Here is a 25,640-nt window from a genome sequence, read left to right on the forward strand (position 1 = left end):
CATCCGACCCACGAAAAAGCCGGCGGCGTCGCGAGGACGCCGCCGGCTTTTTTGTCCGCCATGCAGGCCGTTATCAGTCCGCGCGCACGAAAATCGTCGTGGCCAGCGGCGGGATGGTCAGGCTGATGGAATGGCTCTGGCCGTGGCTGGCGATGGCTTCGGCACGCACCCCGCCCATGTTGCCGACGTTGGAGCCGCCGTAGCGCTCGGCGTCCGAGTTGATGGCCTCGCGGTAGAAACCCGCCTCCGGCACGCCGATGCGGTAGCTCTCGCGCACGACGGGCGTGAAGTTCGACACCACCACGGCGACCTCGCCGGCCTCGCGGCCCTTGCGGGCCCAGGCGATGACGCTGTTGTCCTGGTCGTCCGCCACCAGCCACTGGAAACCGGCGGCTTCCGTGTCGCGGGTGTGGAGGGCCGGGACGGCTGCGTAGAGGTGGTTAAGGTCGCGGACCAGATCCTTGACGCCCTGGTGGTGGGGGTCGTCGAGGAGGTGCCAGTCGAGGGACTGGTTGTGGTTCCACTCCTTCTCCTGGCCGAACTCGCAGCCCATGAAGAGCAGCTTCTTGCCCGGATGGCCCCACATGAAGCCGTAATAGGCTCGGAGGTTGGCGAACTTCTGCCAGCGGTCGCCGGTCATCTTGCCGAGCAGCGAGCCCTTCCCGTGCACCACCTCGTCGTGGGACAGGGGCAGGATGAAGTTTTCCGAGAAGGCGTAGAGCAGGCCGAAGGTCAAGTCGTGGTGGTGGTAGCGCCGGTGGATCGTCTCCTTGGAGACGAAGTTCAGGGTGTCGTGCATCCACCCCATGTTCCACTTGAAGCCGAAGCCGAGGCCGCCCGTGTAGGTCGGGTGGGAGACGCCGGGCCAGGAGGTGGATTCCTCCGCCACCGTCAGGGTGCCGGGGGCGTGGGCGTAGGTGGCCTCGTTGGTCTTGCGCAGGAAGTCGATGGCGTCGAGGTTCTCGTTGCCGCCATAGCGGTTCGGGATCCACTCGCCCTGCCGGCGCGAATAGTCGAGGTAGAGCATCGACGCGACGGCATCCACGCGCAGGCCGTCGAGGTGGTAGTGCTCGAGCCAGAACCGGGCGTTGGCGGCGAGGAAGGTCGAGACCTCCGACCGGCCGAAATTGTAGATGTAGGTGCCCCAATCCTGATGGAAGCCCTGGCGCGGGTCGGCGTGCTCGTAGAGGTGCGTGCCGTCGAACTGGCCGAGACCGTGGGCATCGAGGGGGAAGTGGCCCGGCACCCAGTCGAGCATCACACCGATGCCGGCGTCATGCGCGGCATCGACGAAGGCGGCGAAGTCGTCGGGCGTGCCGAAGCGGCTCGTCGGGGCGAACAGAGACACCGGCTGGTAGCCCCATGAGCCGTCGAACGGAAACTCCGTGATCGGCAGCATCTCGATGTGGGTGAAGCCCATCTCCTTGACGTAGGGGATGAGGCGGTCGCCGAGTTCCTTGTAGGTGAGGTAGCGGTTGCCCTCCTCGGCCACCCGCGCCCACGAGCCGAGATGGACCTCGTAGATCGAGATGGGGACATGGCGCGGGTCCTTTTCCCCGCGCGTCGCCATCCACTTCTCGTCGTGCCAAGCGGGATCGTTGGTGCCCTGCAGGACGGAGGCGGTCTCGGGGGGCTTCTGCGCCGCGAAGGCGACGGGGTCGGCCTTCAGCGGCAGCACGGTCCCGTCAGGGCCGAGCAGCTCGAACTTGTAGTGCGCGCCCGCCTTCAGGCCGGGGACGAACAGTTCCCACACCCCGCCGTTCTGCCACAGGCGCATGGGATGGCGCCGGCCGTCCCAGGCGTTGAAGTCGCCGACCACGCTGACGCGGCGGGCGTTGGGTGCCCACACGGCGAAGCGGAAGCCCTGGATGCCGTCGACCGTGCGCGCCTGGGCGCCGAGGATGCGGTAGGTGACGTTGCTGCCGACCTCGCGCAGGGCGTCGATGTCGTGCTGCTCCAGGGACGAGCCGAAGCCGTAGGGGTCGTGGCGGTTGCGCTCGGTGCCGTCCCAGTCCTCCACGGCGAGTTCGTAGAGCGGGCGACCCTGGGCTTCGACCTTCGCGACGAAGAAGCCGTCCGGGTGCTTGCGCTCGAACGGGATGCGCTTGCCCCCCGTCAGGAGGGTCGCGCCCTTCGCCTCCGGCAGCACGGCCCGGACTTCCCAGGCGCCCGGCCCGACCTCGTGGGGACCCAGCACCGAGAACGGATCGCCGTGGTTGGCCGCCATGATGGCGGCCACCGAATCGGGATGCACGCCGCGCGTCTCGGGCGCCCGCGTGCCCGTGGCAACAGGCGGTACGTTCGCGGCCCCCGAGGTTGCCGATGCGTGCCCGGTGCGGCCCGCGAACGTCTCGTCGATGCCCGTCATTCAAACGCCTTTCTTGATATCGTCCAGAATGGTCAGAACCCCACGTGCGGGGATTTCGATCCAATCGGGACGGTTGTTCGCCTCGTAATCGACCTCGTAGAGGGCCTTGGTCAGGAGCGACAGCTTCAGCAGCCGGCTCTCGGTCTCCGCATCCGTTACCCCGCCGCCGCTGGCCGAAACCGTCTGCCGATAGCCGTCGAGGAACGCCGCATCGATCATGCCACGCCAGGCGATGGAGGCCCGGCGCGCCCGCTCCTCGGAATCGGCGAAGCGTACGGCGATCTCGCGGGTCACGGTCTCGGCGCCGTAGGCGAACGAGCGCATCATCCCGGCGACATCGCGGAGCGGCGTCGCCTTGAGGCGGCGCTCGTCGGCCGGCCGCGAGGGCTCGCCCTCGAAATCGACGATGATGAGGTCGTCCTCCGCCGCCAGCACCTGCCCGAGGTGGTAGTCGCCGTGGATACGGGTCTTCGTGGCCCCGAGCGGGGGCCGGGCCGTGAGCGCCTCGATGGCGTCCTCGACCTCCCGGCGGCGCCCGGCGAGCTCCGTGCTCGCCGCGTTGGCCGTGCGTCCGGCGAGCGCATCGAGGCCCCGGAAGGCGCGCTCGGCCTGGCGGCGGGTGTCGTCGCCGAGCGCGTGCAGGTCGGCATGCTCGAACGGCTCGGCCGCAAAGGCCGGGTCGTCCGTCGCCACCGCGAAGGCGTTGTGCATCTCGGCCGTGCGGCGGCCGAGCAGGATCGCCCAGCGCAGGTGGGACTCGAACGCCTCCTCGGGCGTCGGCGCCTCGCTCTCGGGGGCGAGCACCACCGTGTCGAAGTCGCGGCGCAGGCCCTCGAGCATGAGGGTCCAGGCGTCGCCCTGGTTCGGCACGAACTTCTGCAGGACGGCGACGGCCGTGCGCACGCCGTCGGGATCGACATGCTCGACGACGCCGAGCAGGGCCGGCGTGTTGTTGAAGTGGGCGGTTTCCGTGAGGAAGCGCCCGACCTCGATCTCGGGATGGACCCCGGTCTGGAGCCGCCGCAGCAGCTTCAGCATCATCTTCGAGCCGATGGCGATGGAGGTGTTGCTTTGCTCGGCGCTGAGGTTGCGCACCTCGCCTGCCTCGAACGTGATCGCCGGGTCGAAGGCGGACGTCGTCGAGAACACGAGCTTGCCCGTCTCGGTGGGCAGCTCGCGGCCTTCCCGCATGCCTTCCACCATGGCGACGGCAAAGGCCGGCGAGGCCGAGGCGCCGAACAGCAGGCCCGTGCGCGGACCGCGCCGGACCCGGGCCACGGCGAACGGCATCAGGGTCTCGTCCTCGCGGCCCTCGTCGACGGCGACGGGCACGAAGTAATCCTGACGCTCGCCGTTGGCGAGGTGGACTGCGACGCGCGGCAGAAGGAAGCGCGCCTCGCCCGTCGCATCCTTGAGGGTCGCGCTGTCGGTGACGCTCACCGATTTGATGCGCGAGCCCTTGGCGCCGAACCAGCGGCGGGTCGCGATGAAGCGCGGCGCCACGGTGCGCTCGAAGGCGGTACGCTCGCGCCCGGCCATCAGGGTCTCGATGCCGCCGGTCAACACCAGGGTGAACAGCTCCGGCGTTTCCGGCTGCGGGCCGATGGTGCCGGTGTTGGCCGCGCTGAGGGAGAACCAGTAGAAACCGTAGGAGGGCAGCGTCAGCAGGTAGGGCAGCTCGCCGATGGCCGGGAATTCCGAACCGCCGGTGAGCTCGATGGGAACGGCGTTGCGCAGTTCCGAGAGATCGAGCTGCACGGCCTGCGGCGCGCGCGAGAGGTTCGCCACGCACAGCACCCGCTCGCCCTCGAACTCGCGAATCCAGGCGAGAACCTTGCGGTTCGAAGGATACAGGAACTGCATCCCGCCGCGGCCGAGGGCCACGGAATTGTTGCGGATGGCGATCATGCGCCGGGTCCAGTTCAGCAGGCTGGTCTGCGACTGGGTCTGCGCCTCGACGTTGATGGCATCGAAACCGTAGATCGGGTCCTGCACCGAGGGCAGGAACAGCTTGGCGGGATTGGCGCGGGAGAAGCCGCCGTTGCGGTCCGGGGACCACTGCATCGGGGTGCGCACGCCGTCGCGGTCACCGAGGTAGATGTTGTCGCCCATGCCGATCTCGTCGCCGTAGTAGAGCACCGGCGTGCCGGGCATCGACAGGACGAGGGACTTCATCAGTTCGATCTTGCGCCGGTCGTTCTCCAGGAGCGGCGCGAGGCGGCGCCGGATGCCGAGATTGATGCGGGCGCGGCGCTCGGCGGCGTAGAACGACCACAGGTAGTCGCGCTCTTCCGCCGTCACCATTTCGAGGGTCAGCTCGTCGTGGTTGCGCAGGAAGATGGCCCACTGGCAGCCCTCGGGGATCTCCGGGGTCTGGCGCATGATGTCGGTGATCGGGTGCCGGTCTTCCCTGGCGATGGCCATGTACATGCGCGGCATCAGCGGGAAGTGGAACGCCATGTGGCATTCGTCGCCGTCGCCGAAGTACTGCGCCGTCTCCTCGGGCCACTGATTGGCTTCCGCCAGCAGCATCCGGTCGGGATAGCTCGCATCGAGGGCCGCGCGGATCGCCTTGATGACCGTGTGGGTCTCGGGCAGGTTCTCGCAGTTCGTGCCGTCGCGCTCGATCAGATACGGGATCGCGTCGAGGCGCAGGCCGTCGACGCCCATGTCGAGCCAGTAGCGCATCACCTCGATGACGGCCTCGAGCACGGCCGGGTTGTCGAAGTTGAGGTCGGGCTGATGGCTGTAGAACCGGTGCCAGAAATACTGCTTGGCGACGGGGTCCCAGGTCCAGTTCGAGGTCTCGGTGTCGAGGAAGATGATCCGCGTGTCGGCATACGGCGTGTCGGTGTCCGACCAGACGTAGAAGTCGCGTTCCGGCGATCCAGCCGGTGCCTCGCGGGCGCGCTGGAACCAGGGATGCTGATCCGAGGTGTGGTTGATGACGAGCTCGGTGATGACGCGCAGGCCACGCTCGTGCGCGGCCTCCACGAACTTCCGGAACTCCTCCATGGTGCCGTAGGAGGCGTTGACCTCGCGGTAGTCGCCGATGTCGTAGCCATCGTCGCGCAGGGGCGACGGATAGAACGGCATCAGCCAGATCGCCGTGACCCCGAGGTCGCGGACGTAGTCGAGCTTCTGCGTCAGGCCCTCGAAATCGCCGATCCCGTCGTTGTTCGAGTCGAAGAACGACTTGACGTGGATTTGGTAGATGATGGCGTCACGGTACCATTGCGGATCGCTGCGATCGATCATCGCGTCGTTGCCTCATGCATCGAGTTCAAGGGCGTATTCGGAGTGTGCGCACCGGGGCCCGTACGGGGATCGCCGGGTGCGGCGTCCATCGGGTGGATAGGCGCCGACACTGAGGCGACACCGCGACGATCGCTCACGATTGTCGCGGTTTCTGCTGACATGGGTCCGGTCAAGGCGCAACCCGGCGCGGGGCCCGCAGGCGCCAGACGATGGCCGAGCGTTCGGCCGGATCGAAGGCGATGCGGTGGGACTTGCCGCGCAATTCGAATTTGTAGCCGAGCAGCAGGTCCTCGACCTCGACCGCGCCGTCGTCGGGCTGGCCGACGAGCCACAGGGGCACCTCGTAGGTGCATTCCTGGCGGTTCTTCGGATCGAGGTTGACCATGGTGAAGATGCAATTGTCGCCTTCCGGCGTGGTCTTGGCGTAGGCGATGATCTCGTCGTTATACGCACCCGTGAAGACCACATTGCGGAAATCCCACAGGGCCGGGTTGTCCTGGCGGATGCGGTTCAGCTTGATGATGTGCTCGCGGATGTTGCCGGGCCGGTCGTAGTCCCAGGCCTTCAGCTCGTACTTCTCGGAATTCAGATACTCCTCCTTGCTCGGATAGGGTGCGGCCTCGCACAGTTCGAAGCCGTTGTAGATGCCCCAGACGCTGGAGAGTGTCGCCGCGAGGGTGGCGCGCACGACGAAACCCGCCCGACCACTCGTCTGCAGGTAGATCGGGTTGATATCCGGCGTGTTCGCAAAGAAGTTCGGGCGGTAATACTCGCCCATCTCGCCAGCGAGCTCGGTGGAATAGGCAATGAGGTCGGCCTTGGTGTCGCGCCAAGTGAAGTAGGTGTAGCTCTGCTGGTAGCCGGCCTTGGCGAGCTTCTTCATCATCTTCGGCCGGGTGAAGGCCTCGGCGAGGAAGATCACGTCGGGGTAGCGGCCGTTGACCTGCCCGATCATCCATTCCCAGAACGGAATCGGTTTGGTGTGCGGGTTGTCGACCCGGAAGATGCGCGCGCCGAGGGCCGCCCAGCCGAGCACGATGTCGCGCAGCTCGATCCACAGGGAGGGAAGCGCCCCGCCGTAGAAGTGAACGTTGGAGATGTCCTCGTACTTCTTTGGCGGGTTCTCGGCGAATTTCAGGGTGCCGTCGGGACGCCACTCGAACCACTCCGGGTGGTCCTTGATCCAGGGATGGTCGGGAGAGCACTGGATGGCGAAGTCGAGGGCGATCTCCATGCCGTAGGCATGGCTCGCCGCCACCAGCCGGCGGAAATCGTCCAGGGTGCCGAGGTCGGGATGCACCGCCTCGTGGCCGCCCGCCTCCGAGCCGACGGCGTAGACCGAGCCGACATCGCCTTCGAGCGCCTTGAGGGTGTTGTTCTTGCCCTTGCGGTTGGTCTTGCCGATGGGGTGGATCGGGGTGAAGTACAGCACGTCGAAGCCGAGTTCGCGGATCTCGGGCAGGCGCCGGATCACGTCGTCGAAGGTACCGTGGCGGTTGACGTCCATGGACTGCGAGCGCGGGAATATCTCGTACCAGGCCGAGAACCGGGCCGCGAGGCGGTCGGCGATGACCGGGACGTTCACGGGGTAGCGCGACAGGTTCACCCGCGGCGCGTAGCGGCGGACGAGGCGCGCGTTCTCAGGGATCAGCATGAGATCGAGCTGAGCCGCCGAGCCGGTGGTCTTGGCATCGAGGGCGGTGGCGAGCGCCTTCAGCCGGTCGCGGTCGGCGCCCGCGGCCTCGTCGGTCGCATCCACCACGAAGGCGATGCCCTCCACCGTCTCCAATTGGACGTCGACCCCGGCGTCGCGCTTCTTCAGGGTGTCGCGCATCCACGATGAGAACGCGTCGCGCCACGCCCGGATGGTGAATTCGTAGCGGGCGTTGCGCTCCAGGGGGAAGTGTCCGCCCCAACGGTCGTTCTCGGTGAACACCATCGGGTCGGAGGCCCAGATGTCCTCGCCGACGACGCGGGACAGGATCTCGGCATCGATGATTTCGTGGCCGTCGCTGAAGATGTCGGCCGTGACGTGGACGCTCTCGCCGACCACGCGCTTGACCGCCGAGCGGCCGCCGTCGATCTCGGGCGACACCGCCTCGATGACGACGCGACCCTCGCCCGTCGGCGTGGTGAGCGGCGGCTCCTTCGTGACCGTTTCGCGGGAGGCACTGAGGATGCGGACCTCGCCCGGCTGCAGGTCGACGCTGATGCCGGGGGTGAACGCAATGGGGGCGACGTCCGGCGTGCGGTCGGTGAAGGTCCCAAGCATGCCGCCCGTGCGGGCGACGAGGGGAGCGGCGTCCACGGCGACCGGGACCGTGCCGGGGTTGTGGAGCACGAGCACGGCGCTGCGGGCCGAGGCGCCGTGGCCGGTGTCGAAGCGCAGAAGGGCAACGAACGCCGCGTCGGGTGCCGAGATGCGCGCCTGCGCGCCCTCGACGTTGGCCGCCGGGAGACCCGCCCGCAACGCGTTGATGGCGGTGACATACGCCGAGATGTCGATGCCGGTGTCGGATTCGCGGCTCTCGGGTGTGGTCTCGACCACGTGCAAGCTCTTCGCGTAGCCCCACTCGTACCCGATGGGCATGAGCACGCCGGCGGAGAAGAAGGCCGCGAGCGCGTAGCGCGCCTTGAGGTGGCGTGAGATGGATTCGGCATCACCGTCGAGGTCCGCTGCGAGGCGGGCCATGTCGTGGTTCTCGGGGAACGCGATGGAGGGGGCGACGACGCGCAGGCGGTCGTACTGCTCCAGGGCCCAGGGAGCCTTGAGGTCCCACCAGGCGAAGCTGTTGAACAGGTAGTCGAACCCGGCGCCCGCCGTGGCCTGCGCCTCCTCGAAGGTGCAGCCGAGGGTCTCGGCGGCGAACAGGCATGTGGGCTCCACCGCCTTGGCGGCGCCGATGAGATCGCGCCACACGGGGGCCGGCACCTTGTAGGCGGCGTCGCAGCGGAACCCGGCAACGCCGAGGTCCTGCAGGCGGTTGACGTAGCCCGACCACAGGGCGGTCAGCTCCGTGCGGCTCTTCTCCGTGTGATAGTCGAGTTCGGCGAGGTCACCCCACACCGTGCGCTTCGTCGGATCGTCGGGATCGACGGCGTAGGGGCTCTCGATCTCGCCGTCGGCGTCGCGGAGAAACAGGTCGGGCCGGTCGCGGGCGAGCGAGCCGTCGCGGGCCGTGTGGTTGACCACGAGGTCGGTCATGACGCTCAGGCCCTGGGCGCGGGCGGCGGCGCAGAACCGGCGGATCTGCTCGTCGTCGGAGGTGCCGTCCTGGTCGCGGAACCGCTCGTCAAGGCGGTCGGTGTCGGCCACCGCGTAGAGGCTGCGCGAGCCGCCGGTCTGGTGGAACGGGTTGAGGTAGACCCAGTCGAACCCGAGGGCCGCGATGCGCGGCAGTTCGGCGGTCCAGGACGAGACCCGGCCGACGAGCAACGGGAACAGATTGTAGATGCGCGGTCCCTCGGCGCGGGGCGCGAGGCCTTGGGGAAGCGGCACCACGCCGGCGTCGGTCCGCTGGGCGGTACTCGTTGCGGGGCTCGGTGCGTTCATGCGTGCTCCATTGGGTTCTTGTGTCTCGCACTATCCCTCCCCCTCAACGGGAGAGGGTGCCTGCGGAGCAGGCGGGAGAGGGGGCGACCTTTCCGGACAAGGCGCTGCCCCTCTCCCAGTCGCTCCGCGACCACCCATCCCCGCATAGGGGGGAGGGTCGAACGGCCGTCAGCGGGTCCGTTTCAGGACCGCGTAGGGCAGACGCGCGAACAGGCGGTCGAGTTCGATCCGTCCATCCGTCGCCTCGGCGGTGTCCCCCGTGACGAGGTCGGTCCAGGCGCTATCGGCCTGCACCGGCAGGTGGGTCCCGGCGAAGGCCGCGCCCGACCACACTCCGTCCCCGACGAGACCGGAGACGAGGCGCGGCACGGCGACCAGGAGGTCGCCCTCCCCGCTCGTCGCATCCGAACGTGTGAAGGCGATGACATGATCGGCTTTTCCGCCGGCGGGGATGACGGCCTGATAGTCGGCTTCGGCGTAGAAGGCCGGGCGCTCGGTCCGGTCGGCCAGCAGACGCGCCAGGGTCGCCTGCTTGACCCGGCCGTCGCTCCAGTGCGCCAGGAGATCGGGGACCGCGCCGCCCTCCTCCAGGGACCGGGCGAGCGCCGGATAATCCACCGGGCGGCGGTTGTCGGGATCGACGAACGAGAAATCCCAGAACTCCGTACCCTGGTAGGTGTCGGGTAGGCCCGGCAGGGTCGCCTTCAGCACCGTGCGGCCGAGACCCGCGATCATGCCGAGATGGGCCAGACGCTTGGCGAAGGGCCGCATCCGCGCGAGGAACTCCGAGCCCGGCGCGACGAGCTTGGCGAAGAGCGCGTGGACGGCGCCCTCGTAGGATTCGTCGACGTTGACCCAGCTCGACCGGCGCTTCGATTCGCGCAGCGCCTTTTCGGAGTAGGCGTCGAGGCGGTGACGGAAGTCCTCGACGGCCGCGGGCTCGTCCCGGTCCAGCAGTTCGAGGGGCCACGCGCCCAGGATCGCCTGAAAGAACATCCACTGGTCGTTGGAATCCGGCACGGCCTCGCCGTCGATGGTGGTGAGGTGCGGGCCGGCAAGCGCTTGCCACGCGGTCCAGGCCTCGGCCCAGTCACCGGGCATCTCCGAGAGGGCGAGCAGGCGCGAGCGGGCATCCTCGCCGCGCTTGGTGTCGTGCGTCGCCGTGGCGATCATGGCGTTGGGCCAGTCGCGGGCGCGGGCCGCCTGGAGGGCGTGGAAGTGTGCGGCGTCGATGCCGTACTCGCCCGGATCGCCGCCGACTTCGTTCAGCGCCAGCAGTTCCGAGAACCGGTAGAACAGGGTGTCCTCCAGGCTTTTGGCCATCACCGGGCCGGTGAGCTGCTGGAAGCGGCGGCGGAAGCGCAGGATCACCGCCGGGTCGGGGCGACCCGGTCCGGTGACGTCGATGCGGCCCAGCATGGCGTCGGCGGCGAAATCGTGCACCGAACGGTCCGGCAGGGCGCTCCAGCGCTTCGCCTTCTTCACCGCATTCTCGATGAGGCGGACATCCTCGTCCTCGACGTCGCTCTCGTCGATGTCCCCCGGCAGGTAGCTGCGGTAGGTGGGAAAGCGCGCGATGATCTCGATGAGCGCCCGGCGGATGGCGTTGACGGAGAAGTCGCGGGTGCGCCGGTCGGCATCGGCCACGGCCTTCAGGTCCGAGGTCATCACCTCGAGCTCGGAGGCGAAGCTGATCTCCAGGATTTCTGCCTTCGCCGCGCGAAGCTGAAACTTGTAGGGCTCGTCGAAATGCGTGCGCGCCTCGTAGAGGTCGCGGATCGCTATCTGCTTGCCCTTGTCGACCAGGATGCCGTCGAGCTGGTTCAGCACGTCGTAGCCGGTGGTGCCGGCGACGGGCCAAGGCCGCAGGCGCTCGCCGGGCTCGAGGATCTTCTCAACCACCACGTAGAAGCCGGGGCCGACGGCCGCTTGCAGCGCGCGGGCGTAGCCCTGCGGATCGGCGAGACCGTCGATGTGGTCGATGCGAAGGCCGTCGATGCGGCCCTCGCGGATGTGGCGGAACACCGTCTCGTGCGAGCGCTGGAACACGTCGGACTTCTCGACGCGCAGGCCCGCCAGGCCGTTCACGTCGAAGAACCGGCGGTAATTGATATCGCTCGCCGCCACCCGCCAATGGGCCAGCCGGTAGGATTGCTGCTCCAGCAGGCGGTGCAGGGGCCCAAAGCTGTCGGGATGACCCTTGGCGCCATTCAGGAGCCGCAGGGTCCGTCCGATGGCCTCCGCGATGGCGGGCGAGGCGGCGACCGCCTCGACGAGGCGCTCCTTCAGGTCCTCGGCCTCGGCCGGGAAGGCCCGGCGACGCTCGTCATTGGTCTCTTCGCCCATGAGGCGAAGGCGCTCGGAGATGCCGAGCACTTCCAGAGCCGCCGCATCCTCGATGTCGCCGAGCGCCGCGAGGGACCGGTTGAGGATGGTCGGATATTGCTGCGGGCAGATCGGGAATTCGTGCTCGTAGTGCCAGACGCTGAAGGCGCCTTTCTGCGGATCGAACTTCAGCTCCAGCGTGCCCTTTTCCAGGGCCTCGCCGTAGCGGTCGCCGAGGAACGGCACCACGAGCTTGTTGTTGGCGCCGAGCCTGGACCAGTCGATGTCGAAGGCGTCCGCGTGGGGCGACAGGCCGCCCCATTCGAGGACCGACAGCCACCACGGATTGTCGGCGCCGCCGACGCCCATGTGGTTGGGCACGATATCGAGCAGCAGCTTCAGCCCGGCCGCGTGCAGGGTCTCGGAGAAGCGCACGAAGCCTTCCTCGCCGCCGAGCTCCGGGTTGATGGTGGCGTGGTCGACGATGTCGTAGCCGTGGGTCGAGCCCGGCCGCGCCTTCTGGATCGGCGAGGCGTAGACGTGGCTGATGCCGAGCTTGGCCAGGTACGGAACGATTTTTTCCGCGTCCGCGAAGGTGAAGTCCTTGTGGAACTGCAGCCGGTAGGTGGCACGCGGCGGCGGCGAAGCGAGGCGCGCGGCGCCCGAGCGCGGCCCGCGCTCCTCGGCCGCCAGGGAGGCGGCGAGCTTGGCGAGCGGCCCGCCGGGGGCCGCGATGGCTTCCAGGGTCCGGTCGAGCTTGCGCCGCCAGTTCGGGTAGCCCTCCGTCGAGCCCGGTACGTTGGCCTGGGACAGTTCAGAGACCACGTCCTCGTACTGCACCGCGGTCAGCATCGACGGCGCACGGGCGAGGTAGCGCGCGGCGGCTTCGAGAGGCGCGGCCTCAGGCGGATCGTAGCTCGGCAGCAACTGCTCGGCGGCCAACGCCTCGGTGAGGCGGGTGCGCTCGTCGACGCGCTCGCGCCGCTCCGTGTCCGCCCGTTCGGAATCGTAGAGGCCGAGCGCCTGACGGGTGTCGGTGTCGACGCCGCGCCACCAGCCGAGGAAGGTCGGCAGGTCGTGGGTGGTGATGGCCGTCAGGGCCTCGCGCGGATAGGCGGCCGGCGGCTTGAAGCGGGCACCGTCCTCGCGCTCGAAGGCGAGGATGCGGTAGCTCAGGATGCCGGCCTGCATCAGGGCGTCGGAGAAGCCCGCGGGCGCCGTGCCGAGATCCTCTGCGATGACGAGGCATTTGGCGCGGTGGCTCTCCAGGCGCAGTACGGCCAGCATCGGCTCGAACGGCATGGCAACGTAGGCGCCGGCCTGCGCCGTGGCCCCGAGGGGGATCAGGAACAGGCGGGCGAGCTGGAAGGCGTGGTCGATGCGGATGGCGCCCGCATGGCGCATGTTCGCCTGCACCAGGGCGCGGAAGGCGGCGAGGCCGTCGCGCTCCATCTCCAGGGGGTGGAAGGCCGGCAGACCCCAGTCCTGGCCCTTGGGCGCGAGCAGGTCGGGCGGCGCGCCGATGGAGACGCCGTTGGCGAACCGCTCGGGGTGCGACCAGATCTCGGAGCCGCCGCGATCGGCGCCGACCGCGAGGTCGCGATAGAGGCCGAGACGCATGCCGGTGCCCAGCGCGATCTCGGACGCATCCTCCAGCTGCCGGTCGGCGAGGTACTGCAGCCAGACGTGGTAGGTCACCGTCGCCGCGTGCTCTGCCGCGAAGGCCCGCACGGCGTCGGTGCCGTTGCGCCGGTATTCCTCCGGCCAGTCGCCGAGCCAGAGGGCGCCCTGCCCCTGAAAATGCTCGGCCAGCGCCTCGAAGGTGCCGTGCGCCTCCAGATCCGCGCCGCCTGCGATGCGGAAGGCGGCAAAGCGCGCATCGGTACCGTCACGGGCGGCGGATTCCTGCCACAGGGCGCGGAGCACCGGCGAGAGTACGCCCCAGATGCCGGCGTGATCGACGAGCTTGGCCTCGCGCAGGGCCTCGACCCGTGCGCCCATGGAGGCGAGGAGGTCCGCGGCCTTCGACCCGACGAAGCCCGGAAGGACGCCCGGCTCGATGAACAGGGTCTCGAGAAACAGGCGCGAGGACGGCGAGTACGGCGAGATCTTGGTGCGATCGCTGGCGAACAGCGCGTGGACGGGGCTGAGGCCCAGGAACGAAGCGCCGCGCAGGCCGGCGTCGCGGGCGGCGCGCCCCGCATCGGCGTAGGAGCCGATGCCGAGGTTGTCCGGCGAGCGCAGGCCGTAGAGCTGGGCGGCGAGCCCCCAGTCGCGCGCACCCTCGTCGGCATAGGCACGCGGACGCCAGCAGCGCTGGGGGGCTGCGATGACCCAGGATTCGGCGCGCTGATCGCCCAGCGTCGCCGTCAGGCGATGATAGCCGGGCGTCAAGGGCGGCAGTTCGAAGCCGTCTGGCGCCGAGGCGGGAACGGCAACACGGCCCTCACGGACGTGGCCACGCTCGTCGACGAGACGCCACGCCAGGGTCCCGGCGGCCGACACTCTCAGAGGCACCCGCGCGGCGCGGCGCGCCTCGACGGGCAGGAGCGACGGGGTCAGTCCCTCGCGAACCTTCGCCACAAGGCTCAGACTCGCGGCGATCTCGCCGTCGTCGCCGACGGGGAAGCCCAAAGCGGCGATCATCCCGGCCCTCGTCTCCAGGGCGGTCTCCACGGCCTGGCCGAAGGCGTCGGTATAGCCGGGGGCGACGCCGAGGAGATCGGCGAGGCGTTCGAGGTCGCGGCTCATCAGTTCACACCCGTCAGGAAGATGCCCGTCCAGGACGGGAGTTCGATGGTCTCGCCGGTCACGACGTCGGCCCCGTTGCACCACACGATCTGGCCTCCGCCGCGCGGCGTCTGCAGGGGCGCATCGCCGAAATTGGCGACGAAGCGCAGCCACCCCCCGTCGTAGCGCCAGGAGCAGTCGACTGCGTCGGCACGCGGCAGGGTGGCCTTCGCCCCCCAATACGCCGTCTTCGTCAGGGGCACGACGGTCTGATGCCGGATCTGCAGAAGGTTGCGGGTGTCGGCCCACACGCCGCGATGGGGGGCGCGTTCGACTTCCGCCCAGTCGATCCGCGAATCCGTGAAGGTCGTCGCCTCCGTCGGATCGGGGATCACCGACGTGTCGTCGGCGAACGCCGCGAAGCTCTTGAACTCGCGCCGGCGGCCTTCGCGCACAGCCTTGTTCAGCTCCGCGTCGGGCGCGAAATCGACGAAGAACAGGAACGGTGCGGTGGCCGACCATTCCTCGCCCATCCACAGCATGGGGATCTGCGGGCTGAGCAGGAGGCCGGCGCGGGCGAGGGCGAGCTTGGCCGGATCGGCGAGCGCGCTCAGGCGTTCGCCGAGCGCCCGGTTGCCGACCTGATCGTGGTTCTGCAGGAAGGTGACGAAGGCCGAGGGCGGCAGGTGGCCCGAGGGCTCGCCACGCGGATGGTTGTCGAGGGTCGGGAACGGCTCGCCCTGATAGGCGAAGCCTTCCGCCAGGCACCGGGCCAGATGGGCCACCGGCTTATCCGAGAAACTCTCGTAGTACCCGGCTTCTTCTCCCGTCAGCAGCACGTGCCAGCAATGATGCAGGTCGTCGGCCCATTGCGCCGTGTGCTGGACGGGCTGACCGTCGTCCCTGCGTTCCAGCCACTTCGCCTCGTTGGCCTCGTTCTCGAGGACGAGGTGGATGTGGCGGCCGGGCAGGCGGGCGCGGATCGTCTCGGCGAGCTCACCGATGAAGTGCTTTTCGGAATCGTCGAGGATGGCGTGGACGGCGTCGAAGCGCAGGCCGTCGAAGTGGTATTCCTCCAGCCAGTACAGGGCGTTCTCGATGAAGAAGTCCCGCACGGTACGGCCGCTGGTCTCGCCGTCGAAGTTAATGCCGGCGCCCCACGGCGTCTGGTGGCGCTCGGTGAAGAACGTTTTGGCGTAAGCGTGCAGATAGTTTCCGGCGGGGCCGAAGTGATTGTAGACGGCATCGAGGAACACCATCAGGCCGAGGGAATGCGCCTTGTCGACGAGGCGCTTGAGGTCGTCGGGGCGGCCGTAGGCGCTGTCCGGCGCGTAGGGCAGCACCCCGTCGTAGCCCCAGTTGCGGGTGCCCTTGAAGTCGGCGAGCGGCAGCAGCTCGATGGCGGTGACGCCGAGGTCGCGCAGTTCCTCGAGCTTGCCTTCGAGGGCGGCGTAGGTGCCCTCCGGCGTCGCGGTGCCGACATGCAATTCGTAGAGGACCGTTTCCTCCCACGGGCGGCCGGTCCAGGCGGAATCGTTCCAGTCGAAGCTGCGCGGATCGATCACCTCGCTCAGGCCCGACACGTCGTCGGGCTGGAAACGCGAGGCGGGGTCGGGCACCACGAGGTCGCCGTCGATCCGGTAGCCGTAGCGCGCCCCCGCCTCGACGCTCGGCACGGTCACACGCCGCCAGCCCTCGCCGGCCTCGGCAATCTCATGATCGGTCCCATCGACCACGAGGGTGACGGACTTCGCGGTGGGAGCCCACAGGGCAAACCGCACGCCGTCTTTTCCCGCCTCGCCGCCGAAGGCCATCGCATGGGCTCGCCGCATCGCAGTCCGTCTTTCGTCACTACCTGAGGGGCGATCGGCGAGCGAAGCCGGCCGACCCTTCAGAAGGCTGTCGGCCGCGCTCTTGTTCCATCGCTTCGAGGTAAGGCGTCCCGCCGCGTCGGCAACCGCCCAGCTCGACAGATTTGTGCGATGCGGGATCGCCGACCGGTCGTGACGCCGGTGCTACAATCGTCCGTAGGTCGCCGGCCGGGTCCGCAGGACGTAGAGCGCGCGGGCGTCGAGGCGCAGGCGGGCGCCGGCCGGGAACAGGGTCTGGCCCTCCGGAACCGTGCCCGTCGATCGCGTCGTGTCGAACACCAAGCTCCACGGCCCTCCGATCACGGGCGCAAAGGTGAAGTCGCACGGGTCCTCGGCGGCGTTGACGAGGATGAGGAGGCGGTCGGCGTCGGGCAGATCGTTGCCGATCTGCATGCCGAAGGCCTGGCGGGTTTCCTCGGCCCAGGCGTTCCCGTCCATCTCCGCCCCGCAGGGCGACAGCCAGTGCACGTCGCGCAACGGGCCGTCCTCGACGGCGCCGCCGTCGAGGAAGTCGCGTCGGCGCAGGGCCGGCTGTTCCCGGCGCAGGCGGGTCAGGTTGGCGACGAAGCTGCCGAGCGCCGGATCGGGATCGGTCCCCCAATCGACCCAGTTCGTGGCGTTGTCCTGATTGTAGGCGTTGTTGTTGCCGTCCTGGCTGCGCGAGCGCTCGTCGCCCATCAGCAGCATCGGCACGCCTTGGGCCAGGACGATCGTGGCCAGGATGTTCCGCTTCTGGCGGGCGCGCATCGCGAGAATCGCGGAATCGTCGCTCGGCCCCTCGACGCCGTAATTGCGCGTGAGGTTGTGACCATGGCCGTCGCGGTTGTCCTCACCGTTGGCGAGGTTGTGCTTGTCCTCGTAGGCGACGACGTCGGCCAGGGTGAACCCGTCGTGGGAGGCGGCGTAGTTGATGCTGGCCAGCGGCGTGCGGCCGGAGGCGGCGAAGATCTCGCGCGAGCCGGAGAGCCCCTGCGTGACCTTCGACAGTACGCCCCGGTCGCCGCGCCAGAACCCGCGCACGCTGTCGCGAAACTGATCGTTCCACTCGCTCCACCCACGCGGATAGGCGCCGAGCTGATAGCCGCCCTGCCCGATGTCCCACGGCTCGGCGATCATCTTGACCCGCGACAGGACGGGGTCCTGCGCAACGGCCTGGAAAAAGGCGGCCTTCGCTGAGAAGTCGTGGGGGACGCGGCCGAGACTGGTGGCGAGGTCGAAGCGGAAGCCGGCGACCCCGTAGGCCGTCACCCAGTGGCGCAGGGAATCGAGGGTGAGCTGCATCACCCTCGGGTGGTCGAGGTCGAGGGTGTTGCCGCAGCCGGTGCAATCGATCTCCCGGCGCGGATCGTCCGGTTCGAGCTTGTAGTAGCTGGCGTTGTCGATGCCCCGGAACGACAGGGTCGGGCCGGAATGATCGGCCTCGGCCGTGTGGTTGTAGACGACATCCAGGAACACCTCGATCTCGGCCGCCGCCAATTCGCGGATCGCCGCCTTGAGGCCGCCGATCCCGGCCGGGCCCCGGTAGCGCGGTTCGAGGGCGAAGTAGTTCAGCGGCGAGTAGCCCCAGAAGTTGACCAGCCCCTTGTCCACGAGGAAGCGGTCGTCGGCGAAGGCCTGGATCGGCAGGAGCTGGAGGGCGGTGACGCCGAGCTTCAGCAGATGTTCGATGATGGCCGGATGGGCCAGGGCCGCGTAGGTGCCGCGCGCGGCCTCCGGGACGTCGGGGTGGAGCTGGGTCAGCGCCTTGACGTGCGCCTCGTAGATCACCGTCTGCGACAGGGGACGGTGCACGGGACTGACCGCGAGATCGGGCACCTCCGGCGCCGTGACCACGCCGCGCGGCATGTAGGCCGCGCTGTCGCGCCGGTCGATCTGATCCTCGCGCAGGATGCCGCGCCGGTGACCGTAGAGGGCGTCGTGCCAGCGGATGCGGCCCTGGATCTCGCGGGCATAAGGATCGAGGACGAGCTTGGCCGGGTTGAAACGGTGGCCGTGGGCTGGGTCCCACCGGCCGTGGACGCGGTAGCCGTAGAGCTGACCGGGAAACACGCCGCGCAGGTGGCCGTGCCAGACATCGTCCGTGCGGCACGGCAACCGGATGCGGCGGGTCTCGTGGCGCTCGCCCGGCTCGAACAGGCAGAGATCCACGGCGGTGGCGTTCTGGGAGAACAGGGCGAAGTTGACGCCCCGGCCGTCGAAATGGGCCCCGAGCGGCGCGGGTACGCCATCGTCGAGGCCGATCATGCTGTCAGTCACAGAGACGTCCGCAATAGGGAGAGCCACGCGGGCGACGGCCGCCCGGCATGGAGTCCTGCAAGGCTTATTCCGCCGCGGCCGCCGCGCAAACCTATTCCGCAGCCGCCGCCGCGCGCGGCGGCTCACGCTCGACGGTGCGGAAGTTCTCCAGCTCCGTCATGAAGTTGCGCGCCCACCAGTCGACGTCTTCGCGCGTCATGCGCTCGAGCATCGGCTTCCAGCGCTCCAGGCGCTCGCCGCGCGGCATGTAGAGCGCCGTGCGGATGGCCTCGGCAACCTCGAAGCGGTCGTAGGGATTGACCAGGAGCGCCTCCGGCAGCTGTCGCGCCGCGCCGGCGAACTTCGACAGGACGAGGACGCCGGGGTCCTCGTCGGACTGGGCGACGACGTATTCCTTGGCGACGAGGTTCATGCCGTCGCGCATGGGCGTCACGAGGCCGACGCGGGCGGCGCGGTAGAGCCCCGCGAGGACGGGTCGGGGATAGGCCTTGGTGACGTACTGGATCGGGGTCCAGTTCGGCTCGCCCAGGCTGCCGTTGATCTCCCCCACGGTCTCGTTCACCTCGCGGCTGAGTTCCTCGTACTCGGGAACCTCCGTGCGGGATTTCGGCGTGATCTGGATGTAGACGACGTTGCCGCGCTGGTCCGGGTTCGAGGCGAAGAAGCGCTCCACCGCCTCCATGCGCTCGGGCACGCCCTTGGAATAGTCGAGGCGATCGACGCCGATGAGGAGCTTGCGGGTGCGCAGGCCCGCCATAGTCTCGCGCACGGTCCGGTTGGCACCGGCATTCTCCGCTGCTTCCTTGAAGCCCGCCACGTCGATGCCGATGGGGAAGCTGCGGATGCGGGTACGGCGCCCGTCCACCATCAGGGAGCCGCCGCCCAGCGGAATGGCGCGCAGCTCGTCGATGAGATTGCGGGTGAGGTTGTGAACGTCCGGATCGGTCTGGAGGCCGATGAGGTCGTAGTCGGCGATGCCGCGCAGGAGGTCGTTGCTCGCCGGCAGGGTGTTGAACACGTCCGCCGCCGGCCACGGAATGTGGTGGAAATAGCCGATGGGGTTGGCGATGCCGAGGCCGCGCAGCTCGGAGGCCAGCGGCAGCAGGTGATAATCGTGCACCCAGATGATGTCGTCGGGCTGGATCAGGTCGGCGAGGGCCCGGGCGAAGATCCGGTTGACGCGCTGATAGCCGGCGTAATCCGAGCGCGAGAACGCACCGAGCCCGAGCCGGTAATGCATGATCGGCCACAGGGCACGGTTGGCGAAGCCGCTGTAATATTCCCGGTGGTCCTGGGGCGAGAGATCGACGACGGCGTACTGGACCCGGCCCCGATCGATGAGGGTCGGCTCCGTGGAGGGATTCTCCACGACGTTGCCGCTCCAGCCGAACCACAACCCCTCATAGGCCGTGAAGGCCTCCTTGACCGCGACGGCGAGACCGCCGGCCGCAACGGCTTTGCCACCATCCTCGGGGATTGCGACGCGGTTCGATACGATGACGAGACGTGCCACGTAAGCCGGCTCCGGTCCTCAGGGCGCGGCGCGGGAATCGCGCGCGCTCAGACTGATACAGTGGGTGAACGCGCGGAAGCCGAGCGCGATCCGTTGGTTGCAGCCAAGCGCGTTAAGACTATCCCGGTCAAGGGGCGCCCGTGCCCGCCTCACGGCAAAATACGCATGCCCAGGGTCCGCCACACCCGTGATCCGGACACCCGCCGAAGCAACGAGCGACAACGTTCATCGTCCCAACCGGTCGTCACGGCGAGGCTCCCCGGCCAAGCTTTTGTCTCCTAGGGGCCGTGACCTGAACAGAGACTGACGCGCACCGTTTCGCCCGTGCGGAACCCTGTCTCCACGGGCGCTGTTGAACTGCGGCAACAGCGCAACCGATCAGCGCCGAGGAGTATCACCGTGAACGTGAATCAACCCACAGGAGCGCCGGGGGCGGAGGCTGCGGCGAATCGCGAGACGGCCGACTGGAAAGCCCTGCGCGGCGACGTCGAGGGCATCGCCGACGAGGCGGTGGAGCGCGGCCGGGGCTTCGTGTCCGCGGCCCGGGGGCACGCCGAGGAGTATGTCGACCGCCGCAAGGGCGACGCCGCCCAGTCGGTCAACGACCTCGCGCGCACGGTTCGGGACTCGAGTAAGACCTTCGAGGACCGGCCCAACATCCGTGCCTTCTTCGACAGCGCGGCGGAAGGCCTCGAGCACCTCGGGACGCAGATCGAGAACAAGAGCTTCTCCGAGTTCTACGAGGATGCCGAGGCCCTCGCCCGCCGGGCCCCCGTCGCCGTGGCTGTCGCCACCTTCGTGACCGGGTTTGTCGTGGCCCGTTTCATCAAGTCGTCGAGCGTTTCGGCCGTGCGTGACTTCGACGCCCGTGAGGTTCCGGTCCGGGGCGGTTCCCTGCGCGACGTGCCGGCACCCGGTCTCCGCCGCGATCACGGCGTCTGAGGCCGGCGCCCATGTCGAACGGACCCAATCCCAGCATCCAGGGCCTCATCGGCGACGCCCTGCGGGAGACCAACGAACTCGCCCGCAAGGAGATCGCCCTCTTCCGCAACGAAATGACGAGCAACGTCCGCTCACTCTTCGTCGGTCTCGGGCTCCTCGTGGGCGCCGCCGTGTTCGGCGTCGTCGCCCTGTTCGTCCTCGTGGACGCCTTGGTGAAGTGGCTCGCCACGGTGGTCCACTCTGAGGCGCTCGCCGCCCTCATTGTCGGCGGCGTGCTCCTCGTCGTCGCGGTGATCCTCGCGCTGGTCGGCCGCAACGCCATGTCGCTGTCGACCCTCGCTCCCGTGCGGACCTCGCGTCAGGTCCGCCAGGATGCCCGCGCACTGTCTGAAAGGGTCTCCGGATGAGCGGATCGTTGAACGAACTCGAGAAGGACATCGAAGCGAGCCGCGCCCGCCTCGACCAGACCATCGACCAGATCCAGGAACGGCTCTCGGTGTCGAGCATCGTCGACGAGATGCTCGGCAACGCCCGCCGGACACCGCTGAGCGGAGTCTACGATGGGGCGTTGGCCGCCGTCCGCCGCAACCCGGTGCCGGTGATGATCATCGCCGCCGGGGTCGGCTGGCTCCTGCACCGGATGTCGTCCGACGCGGCCGCCGCCGTCGCCACGGAGCGCCGGGTCCGCCAGGCGAAGGACAGCCTGCCGGTGGTGCAGACGGGAGCCGACCGCGTCTACGACCCGGACCTGCCGACGCGCCATCCCGTCAAGGATCTCGGCCAAGAGACTCAACTCTGACCCGGCTCTGATTCAGTCCGCGTCCGATCCCACTTCGGCCCGTGCCAAGGGCCTATTCTCTGCAGGAGCCACCCATGTCCCACTCCCCGAAGCCCGGTGACGAATCCCGTTCCCTGCCCGACGACATCGCCCTCGCGGCGGGCATGCCGCGCGGCCACCTGGACGATCGCACCCTCGACGCGCGTGTCGGATCGACGGCCGATGACGTGCGGTCCGGCGCGACCAACCTGCGCGACATGGCCCTCGAGACCGCCGACGACCTGACGAACCGCGCCGCCGGCATCGCCGGAGACGTCCGGGACCGGGTGTCCGAGGCGGCCCAGACCGTGCGTGACCGCTTGGCCGGTACGGCCCAGGATCTGCGCGAGCGGGCCTACGATGTTCGCGACACCGGCCGGCGCCGGATCGAGGATCTCGGCGAGCGCGGGTCGGAGCGTCTTCGCGATGGCCGCTCGGCCGTCGAGGATTTCGTTACCGAGAACCCCCTCCTCGTCGGCGTCGTCGGCCTCGCCGCCGGCCTTCTCATCGGCGCCCTCCTGCCCCGCACCCGGCAGGAAGACGAGACCGTGGGTCCGTGGGCCGACGAGGTTCGCGACCAGGGGCTCCGCTACGCCCGCGACGTGACCCATCGCGGACGCGAGTTCGTCGCGAGCGCCCTCGACCCGGAAAACCTCCAGGCCGCCGCCCAGCGCGCGACGGCGCCCCAGGGCGGTACCGGCTACGCCGAGACGCCGGGTACCCGTCCGCACTGACGCGACGGCGCGATCTGGTCGATGGTGAGGGGCGGTGTCCGAAAGGGCGCCGCCCCTTCTTTCGTCGAGGGATGGATCGATCGCCGCCGGGCGCGACGGGATGGGCTCGACCGGTCAGGATCGAGGCGCTATCGCATCGCCCATGAAGATCGGCGATTGCGACATCCTCATCCTGCCGGGCTATGCCGGCTCCGAAGACGGCCATTGGCAGGCCCGCTGGGCCGAGCGCCTGTCCACGGGCCGCATCGTCGAGCAGGACGACTGGCACCATCCCGACGCCCCTGCCTGGCGCGCCCGCATCGTTGCGGCGGTGTCGGAAGCGGAGCGTCCCGTTCTCCTCATCGCGCACAGCCTCGGTGTGGTGGCCGCCGTGCAGGCGGCCCCGGATTTCCCGCCGGGCGTCGTGCGCGGCGCGATCCTGGTGGCATTTCCCGATGTCGAGACCACGCCGAACCTTCCGGCCAGCGTCACCGCCTTCGCGCCGGTGCCGCGCGATCCCCTGCCGTTCCCGTCGCTTGTGGTGGCGAGCCGCAACGATCCGTACTGCGCCTACGAGCGGGCCGAGGATTTTGCGTTTTCCTGGGGCGCCGTGGTGGTCGATGCCGGGGAATCCGGCCACATCAACGTCGCCTCGGGCCACGGGCCGTGGCCGGAGGGTCTGATGCGCCTCGCGGGGTTCATGAAGAACCTTTAATTCCGGCTCCGTCCGCATCCCCGGCGGATCGGAACAGCGCACCGGCCACATCCGACAGGCGCGGCGCCTCCTCGCGCACGAACGGCAGCGGGCGGCACACCGCCATGGCGGCGAGGCCGAACCGCGCCGTCATCAGACCGTTGAGGACGCCCTCCCCGAGCTTGGCCGACACCTTCGCGGCGAGGCCGAGCCCCAGGGCCTGCTGGATCATGCTCTCGCCCACCGCCATGCCGCCCGTCACCGTGAGGTGGGCGAGGGCCGAGCGAGCGAGGCGCAGGAAGCCGAGGAAGCCCGGGCGCCCGCCGTAGATGGTGGCGATCTGGCGGAGCAGCCGCACGGCGGCGAAGATCACGAACGCCACGTCGACGATGGCGCGGGGGCTGAGCGCCGTGACGCCCGACACTTGCTTCGCCGCCGTCGCGACGGCTTGGCGCGCCTGGCGGTCGAGGGGGGCGAGGAGCTCGTGTTCGGCGAGGCCGAGGCGGTCGTCGACATCGAGGATGGCGTCGCCGAGGGTGTCGAGGCGGGTCCGGCCGGCGGCCAGGGCAGCGCGCCCTGCATAGAGGGCGCTGAGATCCCTCACCACCGTCTGGGCCGCGCTGTGGTCGCGGCTCCCCAGCGCCTCCACGGCCCTGGCCCGCAGGCGTTCGATCTGGCGCTCGCGCCAGATGCCGGAGAGTTCGCGCACGACAAGTCCGAGGAGGCCCAGGGCCGCGACGCCCAGAAGCACCAGGGCGACGGCGCCGAGCCACGGGGCGGCGCTGAAGAGATCCGCGATGAGCCGCTCAATGGAGAGGCCGACGCCGAGGGACACGAGCCCGCCGAGGGCCACGAGCAGCATCGACAGCCACGGCGCGCGAGATTTCGGCGCCACCGGCACCGGCGTGCCGTCGGCCGCCTCGACGATTTCAAAGGGTTCTTCGACGATGCGGACCTGACTCGGAGACATCGGCGGCGGCACGACGCCCTCGGTCACCCCGGCCGGTTCGGTGGCGGGGATGCGGAAGGCCCGGGGGCGGTTCGGCGGGGGCGTGGAGGTCATGCGGGACTCAACTGAGCTTGTCGCCAAGGAGGAACTGCATCGCCCGGTCGAGGCGGATCTGCGGCAGGTGGCCGGGCCGTCCAAGGGCGTCGGGCTTGACGAGGGGGGGGCGGAAGCGCGGGAAGCGAAGGGAACCGGGCGGCACAGCGCCCTCCAGCACCGCTTCCGGCCGTTCGGGGAGCTCACCGGGGAAGATCGCCGCCTCGCTCGAGCCGTCGAAGGTCTCGTCGCCCACGGACTCGCCGGCCTCCGGCGTGCCCGAGACAGCGCGCAGGATTTCCGCGCCGTCGTGGATCGTGGTCTCGCGGGTGGCGCGCACGGAGGCGAGCGCCACGGTGCCGACCCGGGCCCCCGCGGCTTCCGTGCGGCGCATAGCCCGCGACACTAGGAGGCGCAGGAGGGCGTCGAGGCGGTCGTGGCTGGTCTGGTGGAGGTGATCGGCCTTGGTGGCGGCGAACAGGATGCGCTCGGTACGAGGCGCGAACAGGCGCGACAGGATGGTGTTGCGGCCGATGCGGAAGCTGAGGAGCACGGAGTCGAGCGCCTCTTCCAGCTCGGCCAGGGCCGCCGGGCCGGCATCGACGGCCGCGAGCACGTCGACGAGCACGATCTGCCGGTCGACCCGCTGGAAGTGGTTGCGGAAGAACGGTTCGACCACCTTGGCCTTGTAGGCCTCGAAGCGCCGCTCCATCAGGCCGGCGAGGCTGCCGGGGTCGAGGGGATCGGTGAGGTTGTCCAGGGGGGCGAAGGTCAGGGCCGGGGAGCCGGCGAGATCGCCCGGCATGAAGAATCGGCCGGGCGGCGTCGTCGCCACGGATTCCGGGCCGGCGCGCAGCGCCGAGAGGTAGGCCTTGAAGGCGGTGCTGGCGCGTTCGGCCACCATCTCGTCCAGGGGCGCCTTCGGATCGAGACTCTTCAGGGTGGCGAGCCAGGGCGCCGCCATGGCGGCCCGGCCGCTGCGGCGCGTGCCGGATATCGTGGCCCGGGACCACGCCGTGTAGCTCTGGTCGATGAGGGCGAGATCGAGGAGCCATTCGCCGGGATAATCGACCACGTCGAGCATCAGGGTGCCCGGCCCCGAGCGCCAGCCGCCCTTGCGCTCGTACTCGATGGCGAGGCGAAACTGGCTGATCCGGTCGGTGGAGCGCGGCCAGAGGCGCTCCTGCGTCAGGGCCGCGACGTGTTCCTCGAAGGGGAAACGCGGCAGGTCGTCGTCGGGCTGGGGCACGAGGCGGGCGCGGCGCAGACGACCCTCGTGGGCCGGCGCGAAGGCCGGGAGGGCGTGCGCCTCGACGAGATGGTGGATCAGGGCCGTCGTGAACACGGTCTTGCCCGAGCGGGCGAGGCCGGTGACGCCCAGCCGCAGAGTCGGCTGGATCAAGAGGTCGCTCGATGCCTCGGCGAACGCCTTGACCGCGGAACCCGCACGCGCGGCAAAGCTGTTCATGAACGACTCATCGAGGATACGGGGAGACTTGGGGAGTACGGGAGACGAGGTGCGGCGGCCCGGCTGAGGTGGCGCCGGTGCGGCCGGCCC

Annotated in this window: 14 protein-coding genes; 5 read left to right on the top strand and 9 right to left on the bottom strand. The window is 69.3% G+C overall.

Going from position 1 to position 25,640, the window contains the following annotated elements:
- Positions 1-73 precede the first annotated feature (73 nt).
- The 7 genes from glgB to FV218_RS08680 form a co-directional block, all read right to left on the bottom strand.
- Positions 74-2,368 carry a 1,4-alpha-glucan branching protein GlgB gene (glgB, locus tag FV218_RS08650; protein WP_056094441.1) on the bottom strand — a complete coding sequence of 765 codons (2,295 nt, stop codon included), beginning with the start codon at positions 2,366-2,368 and terminating at the stop codon, positions 74-76.
- Positions 2,369-5,626: a maltose alpha-D-glucosyltransferase gene (treS, locus tag FV218_RS08655; protein WP_147709428.1), complete on the bottom strand. Its 3,258-nt coding sequence runs from the start codon at positions 5,624-5,626 to the stop codon at positions 2,369-2,371.
- 169 nt (positions 5,627-5,795) lie between these two features.
- Entirely contained in the window at positions 5,796-9,179 is a 3,384-nt protein-coding gene (locus FV218_RS08660) for a maltotransferase domain-containing protein (RefSeq protein WP_147709429.1), read from the bottom strand.
- A gap of 168 nt (positions 9,180-9,347) precedes the next feature.
- Entirely contained in the window at positions 9,348-14,255 is a 4,908-nt protein-coding gene (locus FV218_RS08665) for a malto-oligosyltrehalose synthase (protein ID WP_147709430.1), read from the bottom strand.
- Positions 14,255-16,066, bottom strand: coding sequence for a malto-oligosyltrehalose trehalohydrolase (gene treZ, locus FV218_RS08670; RefSeq protein ID WP_147709431.1), 1,812 nt, complete (start codon positions 16,064-16,066; stop codon positions 14,255-14,257). Before treZ ends, FV218_RS08665 begins: the two co-directional genes overlap by 1 nt.
- Positions 16,067-16,249: 183 nt before the next feature.
- Positions 16,250-18,349 (bottom strand): glycogen debranching protein GlgX, encoded by a 2,100-nt coding sequence (gene glgX, locus FV218_RS08675; RefSeq protein WP_147709443.1) that lies wholly within the window; start codon positions 18,347-18,349, stop codon positions 16,250-16,252.
- Between the two features lie 103 nt (positions 18,350-18,452).
- The gene (locus FV218_RS08680) at positions 18,453-19,874 is read right to left on the bottom strand and encodes a trehalose-6-phosphate synthase (RefSeq protein WP_056094453.1); all 1,422 of its coding nucleotides are present in this window, start codon (positions 19,872-19,874) and stop codon (positions 18,453-18,455) included.
- 405 nt (positions 19,875-20,279) lie between these two features.
- On the opposite strand from FV218_RS08680, the gene FV218_RS08685 reads away from it, so the two are divergent.
- The 5 genes from FV218_RS08685 to FV218_RS08705 all read left to right on the top strand — a co-directional run bounded on the left by FV218_RS08685 (position 20,280) and on the right by FV218_RS08705 (position 23,061).
- Entirely contained in the window at positions 20,280-20,816 is a 537-nt protein-coding gene (locus tag FV218_RS08685) for an apolipoprotein A1/A4/E family protein (RefSeq protein ID WP_244475047.1), read from the top strand.
- 11 nt (positions 20,817-20,827) lie between these two features.
- Positions 20,828-21,223, top strand: a complete 396-nt coding sequence (locus FV218_RS08690) for a phage holin family protein (protein ID WP_056094455.1) — start codon at positions 20,828-20,830, stop codon at positions 21,221-21,223.
- Positions 21,220-21,615: a DUF3618 domain-containing protein gene (locus FV218_RS08695; protein WP_147709432.1), complete on the top strand. Its 396-nt coding sequence runs from the start codon at positions 21,220-21,222 to the stop codon at positions 21,613-21,615. The genes FV218_RS08690 and FV218_RS08695 overlap by 4 nt, the downstream gene beginning before the upstream one ends.
- A gap of 74 nt (positions 21,616-21,689) precedes the next feature.
- Positions 21,690-22,367 carry a hypothetical protein gene (locus tag FV218_RS08700; protein ID WP_147709433.1) on the top strand — a complete coding sequence of 226 codons (678 nt, stop codon included), beginning with the start codon at positions 21,690-21,692 and terminating at the stop codon, positions 22,365-22,367.
- Positions 22,368-22,509: 142 nt separating this feature from the next.
- Positions 22,510-23,061, top strand: a complete 552-nt coding sequence (locus tag FV218_RS08705) for an alpha/beta hydrolase (protein WP_147709434.1) — start codon at positions 22,510-22,512, stop codon at positions 23,059-23,061.
- Here the strand turns inward: FV218_RS08705 and FV218_RS08710 are convergent.
- Both FV218_RS08710 and FV218_RS08715 read right to left on the bottom strand, forming a co-directional pair.
- Positions 23,045-24,103 carry a TIGR01620 family protein gene (locus FV218_RS08710; protein ID WP_056094467.1) on the bottom strand — a complete coding sequence of 353 codons (1,059 nt, stop codon included), beginning with the start codon at positions 24,101-24,103 and terminating at the stop codon, positions 23,045-23,047. The two genes, FV218_RS08705 and FV218_RS08710, sit on opposite strands and share 17 nt — an antisense overlap.
- A gap of 7 nt (positions 24,104-24,110) precedes the next feature.
- Positions 24,111-25,550, bottom strand: coding sequence for a YcjX family protein (locus tag FV218_RS08715; protein WP_147709435.1), 1,440 nt, complete (start codon positions 25,548-25,550; stop codon positions 24,111-24,113).
- Positions 25,551-25,640 lie beyond the last annotated feature (90 nt).

This window comes from Methylobacterium sp. WL69, assembly GCF_008039485.1.
Classification (GTDB): domain Bacteria; phylum Pseudomonadota; class Alphaproteobacteria; order Rhizobiales; family Beijerinckiaceae; genus Methylobacterium.